At 47.9% G+C, this 12346-nt stretch carries 17 protein-coding genes; 14 read left to right on the forward strand and 3 right to left on the reverse strand.

Features of this window, described 5'->3' with window-relative positions:
• The first annotated feature begins 1 nt into the window (after position 1).
• The 4 genes from BM124_RS04290 (at position 2) to BM124_RS04305 (ending at position 3021) form a co-directional block, all read left to right on the forward strand.
• Positions 2–634: a riboflavin synthase gene (locus BM124_RS04290; protein ID WP_093335480.1), complete on the forward strand. Its 633-nt coding sequence runs from the start codon at positions 2–4 to the stop codon at positions 632–634.
• Positions 635–694: 60 nt separating this feature from the next.
• The gene (locus BM124_RS04295) at positions 695–1903 is read left to right on the forward strand and encodes a bifunctional 3,4-dihydroxy-2-butanone-4-phosphate synthase/GTP cyclohydrolase II (RefSeq protein WP_093335482.1); all 1209 of its coding nucleotides are present in this window, start codon (positions 695–697) and stop codon (positions 1901–1903) included.
• Positions 1904–1917: 14 nt separating this feature from the next.
• Positions 1918–2391 (forward strand): 6,7-dimethyl-8-ribityllumazine synthase, encoded by a 474-nt coding sequence (gene ribH / locus BM124_RS04300; RefSeq protein WP_093335484.1) that lies wholly within the window; start codon positions 1918–1920, stop codon positions 2389–2391.
• 240 nt (positions 2392–2631) lie between these two features.
• On the forward strand, positions 2632–3021 hold the full coding sequence (locus BM124_RS04305; protein WP_093335485.1) for a GNAT family N-acetyltransferase: 390 nt from the start codon (positions 2632–2634) through the stop codon (positions 3019–3021).
• A 42-nt stretch (positions 3022–3063) separates the two neighbouring features.
• Here the strand turns inward: BM124_RS04305 and BM124_RS04310 are convergent, their stop codons facing one another.
• Positions 3064–3573 (reverse strand): DUF309 domain-containing protein, encoded by a 510-nt coding sequence (locus tag BM124_RS04310; RefSeq protein WP_093335487.1) that lies wholly within the window; start codon positions 3571–3573, stop codon positions 3064–3066.
• Between the two features lie 142 nt (positions 3574–3715).
• Here BM124_RS04310 and BM124_RS04315 point away from each other — a divergent pair, with 142 nt between their 5' ends.
• On the forward strand, positions 3716–4471 hold the full coding sequence (locus tag BM124_RS04315; protein WP_093335488.1) for a segregation/condensation protein A: 756 nt from the start codon (positions 3716–3718) through the stop codon (positions 4469–4471).
• A complete protein-coding gene (scpB, locus tag BM124_RS04320; RefSeq protein ID WP_093335490.1) occupies positions 4464–5072 on the forward strand; it encodes an SMC-Scp complex subunit ScpB in 609 nt (202 codons plus the stop codon). Before BM124_RS04315 ends, scpB begins: the two co-directional genes overlap by 8 nt.
• Here scpB and BM124_RS04325 read toward each other — a convergent pair.
• A complete protein-coding gene (locus BM124_RS04325) occupies positions 5036–5737 on the reverse strand; it encodes a DUF421 domain-containing protein (RefSeq protein ID WP_093335491.1) in 702 nt (233 codons plus the stop codon). The genes scpB and BM124_RS04325 overlap by 37 nt on opposite strands.
• 73 nt (positions 5738–5810) lie before the next feature.
• Positions 5811–6326, reverse strand: coding sequence for a hypothetical protein (locus tag BM124_RS04330; RefSeq protein WP_093335493.1), 516 nt, complete (start codon positions 6324–6326; stop codon positions 5811–5813).
• Between the two features lie 99 nt (positions 6327–6425).
• Here BM124_RS04330 and BM124_RS04335 point away from each other — a divergent pair, with 99 nt between their 5' ends.
• The 8 genes from BM124_RS04335 (at position 6426) to BM124_RS04370 (ending at position 12316) form a co-directional block, all read left to right on the forward strand.
• Complete coding sequence (locus BM124_RS04335; RefSeq protein WP_093335495.1) at positions 6426–6851, forward strand: hypothetical protein; 426 nt, start codon at positions 6426–6428, stop codon at positions 6849–6851.
• Positions 6852–6863: 12 nt separating this feature from the next.
• The gene (gene spoVAC / locus BM124_RS04340) at positions 6864–7340 is read left to right on the forward strand and encodes a stage V sporulation protein AC (RefSeq protein WP_093335497.1); all 477 of its coding nucleotides are present in this window, start codon (positions 6864–6866) and stop codon (positions 7338–7340) included.
• Positions 7337–8356 carry a stage V sporulation protein AD gene (gene spoVAD, locus BM124_RS04345; RefSeq protein WP_093335498.1) on the forward strand — a complete coding sequence of 340 codons (1020 nt, stop codon included), beginning with the start codon at positions 7337–7339 and terminating at the stop codon, positions 8354–8356. Before spoVAC ends, spoVAD begins: the two co-directional genes overlap by 4 nt.
• Positions 8353–8703 (forward strand): stage V sporulation protein AE, encoded by a 351-nt coding sequence (spoVAE, locus tag BM124_RS04350; protein ID WP_093335500.1) that lies wholly within the window; start codon positions 8353–8355, stop codon positions 8701–8703. The genes spoVAD and spoVAE overlap by 4 nt, the downstream gene beginning before the upstream one ends.
• A gap of 105 nt (positions 8704–8808) precedes the next feature.
• Positions 8809–9936, forward strand: coding sequence for a D-alanyl-D-alanine carboxypeptidase family protein (locus BM124_RS04355; protein ID WP_093335501.1), 1128 nt, complete (start codon positions 8809–8811; stop codon positions 9934–9936).
• A 3-nt stretch (positions 9937–9939) separates the two neighbouring features.
• A complete protein-coding gene (locus BM124_RS04360) occupies positions 9940–10533 on the forward strand; it encodes a nucleoside recognition domain-containing protein (RefSeq protein ID WP_093335503.1) in 594 nt (197 codons plus the stop codon).
• A gap of 2 nt (positions 10534–10535) precedes the next feature.
• Positions 10536–11066: a spore maturation protein gene (locus BM124_RS04365; protein ID WP_093335504.1), complete on the forward strand. Its 531-nt coding sequence runs from the start codon at positions 10536–10538 to the stop codon at positions 11064–11066.
• A 527-nt stretch (positions 11067–11593) separates the two neighbouring features.
• Entirely contained in the window at positions 11594–12316 is a 723-nt protein-coding gene (locus BM124_RS04370) for a pseudouridine synthase (protein WP_093335555.1), read from the forward strand.
• Positions 12317–12346: the final 30 nt, after the last annotated feature.

Consider the following 12346-nt stretch of genomic DNA (forward strand, 5'->3'; position numbering starts at 1 on the left):
CATGTTTACCGGTATTATTGAAGAAACAGCTGTTGTCCGGAGTATACAAAAAGCATCGGAAACGATGGTGCTCACCCTTCAGGCACCGAAAATAATGGAGGATATAAAAAGCGGGGACAGCATATCTGTGAACGGCGTCTGTCTGACAGTGACCGGATTCAGGGAGGATTCATTTACCGTGGATGTTATGCCGGAAACGATGCATGCCACCAGCCTGAACGTGCTTGAAGAAGGAGCACGGGCGAATGTAGAACGGGCGCTGCAGGCGTCACAGCGATTCGGCGGTCATTTCGTGAGTGGTCATGTCGATGCTGCGGGAGTAGTGGAAGCTGTGTCCCCCTATGAAAATGCGTATTACGTAGACATTTCCATGCCGGCTGCCATTTTTCATTACATGAGTAAGAAAGGTTCTGTCGCTTTGGACGGCATCAGCCTCACGATTTTTGAAGTAAATGATCATGATAAAACGATCACACTTTCACTGATTCCCCATACGTGGCAGGAAACAACGATGAGTGAAAGAAAAATAGGTGATCCCGTCAACATCGAAGCTGACATGCTGATGAAATACACAGAAAGGCTTCTCGCTGCCCGGTTCGGTGAAGATCAGCGCATTCCGGATGAAAACAAGTGAAAGATCACGGATCTCCATTATCCTTAAACAGGATAGGAAGATAAAAAGAAGGTGAAAGTGATGGCAGAAGAAAAAGAGTTTGATCCAATTGAAGAAGCGATTTATGAGTTGATGCAGGGACGTACAGTCATCGTGTGTGATGATGAAGACAGGGAAAATGAAGGGGACTTCGTTGCGCTGGCCGACCGGATCACACCGGAATCTATCAACTTTATGATAACGTACGGCAGAGGACTTGTCTGTACACCGATTACCGAAGAACGCGCGGATGAACTCGAGCTGCAGCCGATGGTCGATCAGAACACCGATCCACATGGCACGGCTTTTACTGTCAGTATTGACCATGAGTCTGCGAAAACAGGCATATCGGCCGGAGAACGTGCTCTTACTATCCGCGAGCTGATGAACCCGCGTTCAAAAAGCCGGCATTTTAAGCGTCCGGGTCACGTGTTTCCGCTGATAGCCAAGAAAGGCGGGGTGCTGCGCCGGGCCGGTCACACCGAAGCAGCGGTGGATCTGGCCGCGTTATCAGGGGCCGAACAGGCAGGAGTCATCTGTGAAGTAATCAAGGAAGATGGAGAGATGGCAAGAGTGCCGGAGCTGCGGGAAATAGCGGATGAACATCAACTTAAGATGATTACGATAAAAGATTTGATTCAGTACCGGCACAAAAAAGATAAACTGGTGCAGAAGGAAGCAGACATTAAACTTCCAACTGAATTTGGAGACTTCCGTGCGGTCGGCTATACGTCTGTAGTAGACGATAAAGAAAGCATTGCTCTTATTAAAGGACAGCTTATCCCGGGAGAGCCTACACTGGTGAGGGTGCACTCCGAATGCCTTACCGGAGATGTGTTCGGTTCCCACCGCTGTGACTGCGGTCCACAGCTGCAGGCGGCACTCCAGCAGATTGAAAAAGAGGGCAGAGGTGTTCTTCTTTACATGCGTCAGGAAGGACGCGGTATCGGATTAATCAATAAGTTGAAAGCTTATGAACTGCAGGAAGAAGGATATGATACAGTGGAAGCCAATGAAAAACTCGGTTTTAAACCCGATTTGCGGGACTACGGCATCGGTGCCCAGATCCTGCGCGATCTGGGGATATCCCAAATGCGTCTGTTAACGAATAATCCGCGTAAAATTACGGGATTACATGGATACGGACTGGAAGTGTCGGAGCGGGTTGCTCTGGAAATGCCTTATAATAAAAACAATGAAAATTATATGCGGACAAAATATTCTAAAATGGGGCATATGCTCCATCTATAAAAGGGGAGAAACCATTGGGACAGATTTACGAAGGAAATGTAAATGGAACAGATTTGACGATTGGAATAGTAGTCGGACGCTTTAACGATTTTATTACCGAAAAACTTCTTGAAGGCGCAAAAGGGGCTTTGAAAAGACACGGCACGGCAGAGGAGAATGTTGATACCGCCTGGGTGCCGGGCGCATTTGAAATACCGTTTGCCGCGCAGAAAATGGCGGCCTCCGGGAAATACGATGCCATTATAGCCATTGGAACGGTTATCAAAGGATCGACGCCCCATTTTGATTACGTCTGCGCCGAGTCGGCGAAGGGAGTAAGCCGGGTTTCTCTTGATTACAATCTTCCGGTCATTTACGGTATTCTGACGACGAACACTATTGAACAGGCGGTGGAACGTGCGGGCACAAAAGCAGGAAATAAAGGGGCGGAAGCAGCATCATCCGCCGTTGAGATGGCTAACCTTGATAAAAACCTTCAAAAAGGGTAAACTATGACCGATATCACCTGAACATGGCGGGAAACCGCCATGTTTTCTCATGAAGCTGGCATAACTTCTATAGTTGTGTTACATTTGGGCGGTAGTTCATGCAAGAAATGCATAGGCTGAATTAGATAAGAAAGTCATACATGCAGTTTGAAGGATCCGGATTCACTCTTTTTAAAAAAAGAGGATGAAGTATAATGAGAGGGAAGAAACACACACTCTCTCTAATAAGGGATGATGTCAATGTTTATCAAGTTCAAGTCAGCTTATAAAAAAATCGCGATGGGGCTCTTGTCTTACATGCCGGAAGAAAAGGAAGTCAAGAAACTTCAGGAAACGATGCAGTATTATGAAAATGAAGAAAACTGGCAGCTCTACCTTTGGAAAGAACAGGAAGACATTGTTGGTGTGATGGGACTGTATTTTCATGAAGACGGTTCTGCTGAGTTGAAGCATATCTGTGTTAATCCTTCCTACAGGGAAGAAGGCATCGGAAAAAAGATGGTTCTGACGATGAAAGACCGTCTTGAAGGCAGCCTTACCGGATGTGAGGAGACAGAAGACTTTCTCGATACATGTGAAGAGAAAGATTCCCGGGATGATAAAGGAAAAACAGGGGAAGCAAGTGGATAAATCCATGTACAGGGCTGTTCCGGATACAATCCGGAACGCTTTTTATATGTTTCGTTTCTTATGCAGGCGTGTTTCGGGATCAGCCGTTCCGTGGCGCAGAATATGCCGGTGGATAAGCTGTTGATCGCTCATATCGCTTGGCTGCTGCCAGTTAACCCCGCGCCGTTCACATTCGGCAGCACACCACTTTATAAGTTCCGGATCCATCAGCGGCAGATTCATATCCTCAAAAGGCTGGTTGTTTTTTGCATCAGCAAGGTGTTTTTCGACAAGCCGGCAGAGAATTTCCGCATGCACACCCAGATCAAAAAGCTGTTTCCTGTTTTTTTCGATGATGCTGCGGGCGCTGGTCCATATTTTGACGGCGCCTTTTTTGTTTTTGCGGCGGTAATGATAAAGTCCCACGGCAGTTTGGATGAGCCCTACCCACACACTGGTCCGGTTTTCAAAGTCGTGTTCTTTCCAATGCTCCTCCAGTATTTCGTGGCATTCAAAATAATCACGAAAGCCGTGAAACTGAACAAGAAACTGAATATAGGCTTGGGGATACATTGTTACCCTTCCTTTTTGCAGAAGTGTTGTTTTCCATTAGTATAGCATGGACGGTTGCTTTTCTTCATTCGAAAGTCGCTATGCCTGAAGGAAAGGGGATATGATATAATGAACAGCAGTATGATGGGAAAGGATTCATCTTATGAAACGATACAGTGTACACATAGATACTTTTCAGGGGCCGCTGGATTTACTGCTTCATCTGATTCAGCAGGCGGAAGTTGATATTTACAATATTCCAGTGGCCGAAATCACAGAGCAGTACCTTCATTACGTACAGACGATGCAGGAGCTTGAACTTGATATTGCGAGCGAGTATCTTGTGATGGCTGCGACACTTTTGGAGATAAAAAGCCAGATGCTGCTGCCGGGTGAAGACAATCCGGGCGAAGATGCGTACTTGGAAGAGGAAGATCCGAGAGAAGAACTGATGAGCCGGCTTGTAGAGTATAAGAAATACAAAGAGGCTGCGGTAGAACTTCGTGAAAAAGAACAGGAAGGATCCGGACGTTATGCGAAAGGGTCTTCGATGGATGATGAAGCACTCGAGGAGAAATTCGCTGCGGCCGTTCCGGAGAACCTTTCTTTATTTGATATGCTTGATGCCTATCAAAAGCTGAAAGAACGTGTGCGCTACCATGCGCCTAAAGAAACGAAAATAAAAGGAGAGGAAGTAACGATTGAAGATCGTATGACGTCGATTCTTTCTTTTCTCGAGAAACAGGAAAACGGCAGTACATTTATTGAACTGTTCCCTTCCGGAGAACGTTCCCATATGGTTGTCTCCTTTCTGGCTGTGTTGGAGTTAATGAAACACAGGCAGGTTACGTGTGTACAGAAAGACAATTTTGAAGAGATTATCGTATACCAGACAGAGGAGGAGCTCGTCCATGAATGAAGAAAGCTATCAGCATATACTGCAGGGGCTGCTGTATGTCTGCGGGGATGAAGGCCTCGAGCTTCAGGACGCTGCCGGAGTTCTGGAACTGACCGAAGAAGAGACAAAGCATCAGTTGAACCTTCTTAAGCAGTCGATGGGAGAAGCTGTACCGGGACTGCAGATTCAGCGTTTCGGAAGCCGGTTTCAGCTTGTCACGGCGGACAGCATTGCCCCGTACATTGAAAAACTCGCGGAAGGCCCCAGACAGGCTAAATTATCCCAGGCAGCCCTTGAGACGCTTGCGATTATTGCCTATAACCAGCCTATTACGCGGATCGAAATTGATGATATCCGCGGAGTCAAGTCGGAAAGAGCCGTTCAGACTCTCATACATAAAGCGCTCGTCCAGGAGAGCGGGCGCGCCCAGGCTCCCGGACGTCCGATTCTTTATAAAACGACAGAACGTTTTCTGGAGCACTTTAACATTTCTTCGCTCGAGGAACTGCCAGCGCTCGAAGAAGACACAGAAGAACCTTCCACGGAGGAAGCAGACCTGTTCTTCAAAGAACTCGAAACAGAGAATCAGGAAGATCCGGGCTCGTCGTACAACACAATATAAAGCGGGTATTCCCCACTCCATTCAGCATAGAGGACCCGGTTAATGTCCGGGATGTTTCTCGTCTGCAGACGCTCGAGAACGTCTCGTTTTGAGATGTTGGATTCTGTAATATTGTCTTCCACCCATTCTCCGTCCAGTATAACGGCCAGTGGCAGGCTCGACGGCGGTCCCGGATCCACCTTTACGTCCGTTTTGAGGGCGGAGGAGGCGTGTGGTTTTTTCATCACATTTACCGTCCCGTTTGCTTCCAGAATCGCATAGTGCACATCCTGCATGGAGAATACGTCTTTGTCTCTAAGTAAATGCTGCAGCTGATTCAAATCGAGTCTGTTTCTGCGGAGGACGTCATAATCCAGCTGTCCCTCCCGGATAACAATGGCCGGTTTTCCTTCGAGCATGCTTCTGGTTTCTTTTTTCTTCTGTGTAATCCTTTCCACAATTCCGACAAGCACCGCCCATAATGTGACGGCGTACAGGATGTAATGAAGACCTATTTCGTCGTCGTATATCGCGTTTCCAACCAATTCCCCCATAACAATGGATGAAATGAAATCAAATGGTGTTAATTGGTTGATCTGTGTTTTGCCAAGTGCTTTCGTTATAACTAAAAGTGCAAAGAAGCCAATTGTCAATTCCACTGTCAGCTGTAAGAAATGAACCACCATGGCGTCCTCCCCAAAGCCGGATACTTTTTCTCCATGATTAGTCTGTCCTAATGGAGAGAAAAATACGCTCCGGTTAGTGGAAGTGGTAAAGCAGCTCATCCAGTTCATTCACGAGGTTTCGGGAGGCAGCCTGAAGCTCTTCGACTTCACTGTGCCCGCTGCCTGACTGATCCTTTCGAAAAACAGTACGGATTCTCCCGTTTTCCGTTTTCCAGTACGCTTGCACGTATGCCTGATAAGCCTCGAACAACTGCATCATCTTTTGTGCTCGTTCCGGACCGAACAGTCTATCCAGATACTCAACCTTGAAGCCGGAGGTCGTCGGTGTGTAATGGACAGCCTGCGGATGTGGTCCCTTTGTCTGTTTATACACGGTATTGCGGATCTCCAGTGCTTTCATGTGCAGTTGATGACGCACTTCTTCTTTTTCTTCTTCCATCTCTTTATCGGTGAACATTTCCTGCATGGTTTCAAGACGGACTGTTACCGCCTTCTGATGGCTTTCCAGCTTCTTTATTCTCTGCCATTGAAAAAATAACAGCGTAAAGACAACCAGCAGCAAAAATAGCAGCATCCATTTAATGAACACTCGGATCACCTCTTTCTTCTTCCATACATATCGGTGTACATAAAAACGGGGTTTCCATTTCATACTATAAAGGCACGATGTCATGGAAGGAAGAGAAAAATGAAAAAATTCGTCTGCCGACTCATAAAGCCGGCTCTGCTCATTGCTGTCCTGGTCTCATTTGCCGCAGGGTGTGCAGGTAATGAAGAGTCTTCTTTGACCAACATGTCCACTGGTACGAATCATCCTGAAAAACTGCTTGAGAACATGGAGGAAGTAACATCTGCCCAGTCAGTGTTGGAAGGAAAGAATCTTTACGCAGGAGTAACCGTGACGCAGTGGTCCAGACTGAGGCTGGAATCGATACGAAAAAAAGGACACGCTCTATTGAAAAAGCATTATCCCAAAAAGACTGTTCACTTTTCGACGGATTACAAAGTGTGGCTCGAATTAAAAAGATTCAAAGAAGATATCCAAAAGAAACACGTTCACGGAAAAAAACGAAAAAAAAGGTTAACAAACATTGAAGAGCATATGAAAGGATAAAGGGTGCTGCTGATGAGTGACAAGACAAATTATAAACAAAATCAAGCCTACCAAACATTTGCGAAACAGTCGGAACCCTCTATACCGGTTCTGTTCAATTGTATAAAAGCCTTTTTGATCGGCGGTCTGCTCTGCACATTCGGTCAGGGAATCCGCTCCTTATTTATTCATTTTTTTGATTTTAATGAGCAGACAGCATCGGACCCGACCATTGCTGTGTTAATTCTTCTTTCGGTACTTTTGACCGGGTTCGGGGTGTATGACAAAATAGCGCAGTTTGCCGGAGCCGGAACGGCGGTGCCGGTGACCGGGTTTGCAAACTCCATGGCAAGTGCTGCCATAGAATACCGGACGGAAGGATTGGTACTTGGAGTTGGATCCAACATGTTCAAACTGGCTGGTTCAGTTATCGTATTCGGTACGGTCGCGGCATTTCTTATCGCTCTTATTAAAACAATATGGATGCAGGTTACGGGGGGTTCACTATGATTCAGGGAAGTCGTACGTGGGTGTTTCCAGGAAAGCCTGTTATAGAAGCAGCCGGAGTTGTAGGGGGCCCTTTTGAAGCAAAAGGCTATCTGGCACGGGATTTCGACCAACTGTTTGATGATATATGGCTGGGGGAGTCTTCTTTTGAAAATGCCCAAAAAAAATTAATGGAAGAAGCCTCATGGACAGCCATGGCGAAAGCCACGAAGAATCCGGAAGATATACAGTTTGTTCTGGCAGGGGATTTAATCAATCAAATGACAGCGACTAATTTCGCGTGCCGAAGTCTCGGGATACCATATCTTGGATTGTTCGGCGCCTGTTCCACGTCGATGGAAGGTCTTGCGTTGTCTGCTCTTTTAATTGAACACCAGGAGGCGGATTACGTTCTTACCGGTTCGGCCAGTCATAATGCTGCTGTGGAAAAACAGTTCCGTTATCCAACCGAATACGGAGCGCAGAAGCCGCCGACAGCACAATGGACAGCTACGGCGGCGGGTGCCGCTGTGATTGGGAGGGGGGAAAACGGGCCTGCTGTAAGTGCCGCAACGATTGGGAAAGTCATCGATCGCGGGTTGACGGATCCTTATAACATGGGGGCTGCCATGGCGCCTGCGGCAGCAGATACAATAGAAGCGCATTTCACCGATTTGAACCGTGATCCATCCTATTATGACTACATCATTACAGGGGATTTGGGACGAATCGGCCTGCCGATTATGAAAGAACTTCTACGGCAGCGGGGAATAAACGTAACCGATGAGCAGTGTTTAGACTGCGGCGTGATGCTTTACAAAGAAGAACAGAATGTACAGGCCGGGGCCAGTGGTTCCGGGTGTTCCGCCTCTGTCGTTTACGGTACGATACTTAACCGCATGAAAAGAGGGGAAATAACCCGGGTCCTTGTTGTGGCGACAGGGGCACTGTTAAGTCCACTCTCGAGCAGACAGAATGAGTCCATACCTTGTATCGCCCATGCGGCGGCTATCGAACAGAAAGGAGGAAAGCTGCCATGATGTATGTCTGGGCTTTCATTGTAGGCGGGTTGATCTGTGTCATCGGTCAGCTTTTGATGGATATAGTAAAATTGACACCGGCTCACACGATGACTGTTCTCGTCGTATCAGGAGCTGTACTGGATGGAATCGGCTTATATGAACCACTCGTTGATTTTGCAGGAGCCGGAGCCAGTGTGCCGATAACAAGTTTTGGGAATTCACTCGTCCACGGAGCAATGGCCGAAGCAGAGCAGAACGGTATTATCGGCGTGATAACCGGGATTTTTGAAGTAACGAGTGCCGGGATATCGGCAGCGGTTATTTTCTCTTTTGCAGCTGCTCTTCTTTTTAAACCGAAAGGATAAATAAGCCGTCACTGTGGTACTGCTGCATCCCTTTGTTATTCTTCCCATCATAATACTTTGAAGCCGGAATAGATATGATGATAAGAAATGGACAAGGAAGATGGGATGGATATGAAATGGTGCAGGGCAGCCGTTCTGCTGTTACTGTTGGGAATCTTTCCTTTAACGGCAGCGGCGGATAATACAGAAGGGGTCGATACATCAGCGGAAGCGGCATTACTTATGGAACAGCAGAGCGGCAGAGTGCTGTTTGAGAAGCAGGCACACGAAAAGCAGAATATTGCAAGTATAACGAAAATCATGACTGCTGTATTGGCACTGGAGTCGGGAAAGTGGAAGCAGTCGACGAAAATCAGTGAGAATGCATACGGCGTAGAGGGATCTTCGCTTTATCTGAAACCGGGCGAAACCATGACGCTGAAAGACTTGACGACGGGTCTGATGCTTCGTTCAGGTAATGATGCGGCGGTGGCAGTGGCAGAGTTTGTAGGGGGGAGTACCGAAGGATTCGTCTATATGATGAATGAAAAAGCTCATGATATCGGAATGGAAAATACCCAATTTGCAAATCCGCATGGTCTTGATGAAGGCGGTGACCATTACTCCACAGCCTATGACATGGCGCTTCTCATGAGGTATGCGATGCAGAAGGAACGATTCAGGGAAGTAACCGGACTCAAAACGTACGAAGCGCCGCAGCCCGGCAACGGAAAAAGGGTGTGGAAAAACAAAAATAAACTCCTCACCTCCATGTATGAATACACAACGGGCGGAAAAACAGGATACACCAGAAGCGCGGGGCGGACTCTCGTATCGAGTGCAAGAAAAAATGATATGGGTCTGATAGCGGTCACACTGGATGCTCCTTCCGACTGGAAAGACCATATTTCCATGTTTGAATGGGGATTCTCCTCCTTTGAGCTCTTTCAACTCGGGAAAGCGGACGAAACGTTAAACAGCGGATACCGGGAGAATGGGAGATTGTTTCTGCCAAGGGATTTTTACTACCCGTTGAAAGAAGACGAAAGAAATGACGTATCGCGGTCGGTCTCCTTATCAGAGCAGGACAACCATTATCCAAAAGGAATATCGGCGGCTGGAAAAATAACCTGGACGCTCGAAGACCAGCCGATTCACAGTATGCCCGTGTTTATCGATCAACCGGAAGAAAAGAATCAGGGATGGTTCCGCACGTTTTATGAATGTGTGCAGATGTTCATGGGGGGGCGGTAAACGGTGGTACACTATATCTGGATGTTTCTCCTTGGAGCCGGTATTGTAACAGCCATGTTTAACGGACGGATGGACGAGGTGTCGGAGGCTTTGTTCACAGGGGCGGAAGACGCGGTGACACTCTGTTTCGGCCTGATCAGCGTGATGGTATTCTGGCTGGGCATTATGAATGTGGCCAGACGCAGCGGACTTCTCGATACGTTTACGACCTGGCTCCGGCCGGCTGCGGTGCGGTTGTTTCCTGATATACCGCCCGATCATCCTGCTATGGGATATATTCTCTCCAATATGACAGCCAATTTGATGGGTCTTGGCAATGCCGCCACACCTATGGGAATTAAAGCAGTGAAAGAAATGAAAAAAATCAATGACAATAGAGACGAAGCCAGCCGCTCGATGATCACATTCATGGCATTAAACACGGCAGGACTGACCTTGATACCAACTACCGTCATTGCGGTCAGGATGAATTATGGTTCGTCGGAACCGGCCGAGATAGTTGGTGCAGCCATTCTTGCCACCGGCTGTTCCACAGCCTGTGCGCTTGTGATCGATCGGTTTTTTCATATTCGGCGAACCCGTAAAGGGAAGGGATAACTATGGGTTGGATGAACACGGTGTCAATCTGGGTGGTGCCAATGCTGCTGCTCGCTGTTATCCTTCACGCGGCATTGAAGCAGGTCCCGGCGTATGATTCGTTTGTGGAAGGCGGCAAAGACGGCTTTCAAATGGCAGTTTCGCTGATCCCCTATCTTGTCGGCATGTTAACAGCGGTATCGGTTTTCCGGGCGTCCGGTGCTATGGACCTCCTCATTCAGGCAATAGCGCCGGCCCTTGCACTGGTGGGAATGCCTGCTGAAATTGCTCCTCTGGCGATGATACGCCCGATTTCCGGAACAGGTGCGCTCGGAATGATGAGTTCGCTGCTCGAGGAGTACGGACCCGATTCTTTTATCGGCCGACTCGCCTCAACGATGCAGGGTAGCACGGATACGACGCTGTACGTGATCACTATTTATTTTGGAGCGGCAGGTGTGAAACATATCGGTGACGCATTGAAAGTAGGACTGGCTGCCGACGCTGCCGGCGTGGCAGCATCCGTCTTTATCGTCAGCATGATTTTTTTATAATCAGGGGGCTGTGTCAAAAGATGCAGCTCCTTTTTAGTCATATAGAAAGTTCACCCCAGGCAGAAGCGGAAGGCGGCGACAGTTGAAGGTTCATCGGCTAAAAGCGGTCACGTCCTGTGACAACCGCCGATGCTGGAACATCCTGTTCGTCGAAGCAGCAGCCGAAGATCCCATCAAACGGAGGCGCTCGCGTCGGGAGTCAGATCGGCGCCCGGCAGGATGTGCCGTACTTAACCGATCCTCCTTCAGGGAACAAGCTTGAGGCGCTGCCCGCGGCAAAGAAGACACGATGAGCCCCGGCGAATCGATGTCGCCCTTGTGCTCTGGAGTGCAAAGAAGACACGATGAGCCCCGGCGAATCGATGTCGCCCTTGTACTCCGGAGTGCAAGCGTCCGCCTGCAGCGGATGCCTTAACTTTAAACGGTTTTTGATACAGCTCCTATTTTGTATTCTGTGGGGAGGGTTGGTACTGCGGCACTTGTGAAACGAGGTTCAGATGGGTAAGATGGAACATGAGGTGAAAAAGATGGAAAGACTTCAGAAAGTTATAGCAGACGCAGGCGTGACATCACGCAGAAAAGCAGAAGGATTAATTGAAGATGGAAGGGTGAAAGTGAACGGGAGCGTTGTAAAGGAACTGGGCACGAAAGTAACGCCGAATAAAGATACAGTTGAAGTTGACCACGTTCCGATTGACCGGGAAGAGCCCGTTTATTACTTGTTTTACAAGCCGAAACAGGTCATTTCAGCGGTCAGTGATGATAAGAACCGGAGTGTTGTAACGGACTATTTTACAGATGAAACAAAACGGATTTTTCCAGTCGGCCGCTTGGATTATGATTCGTCCGGGCTTCTTCTGATGACAAATGACGGAGAGTTCGCCAATCAGTTGATGCATCCGAAAAACAAGGTATTTAAAACTTACATTGCAAAAGTCAGGGGAAAGCCATCCAAAGAATCGCTGCACCGCCTGCAGACAGGCGTCGAACTCGATGGCAGAAAAACCGCCCCCGCCAAAGTCAAAATTAAATCGACGAGTATAAAAACGAATTCCTCCATTGTAGAAATAAGCATACATGAAGGAAGAAACCATCAAGTGCGTAATATGTTCGAAGCGGTCGAACATCCGGTCATAAAACTAAAACGGGAGAAATACGGACCACTGACACTTGAAAACCTGCGCCCCGGAGAAAAGAGAAAGCTGAAACCGGTCGAAGTAAAACAGCTGAAAGAGATCGCTGTCACATAAGTGTCATAATCAGGTCCTTATACAAGAACC

Source organism: Salibacterium halotolerans, from assembly GCF_900115625.1.
GTDB classification, from domain to species: domain Bacteria; phylum Bacillota; class Bacilli; order Bacillales; family Marinococcaceae; genus Salibacterium; species Salibacterium halotolerans.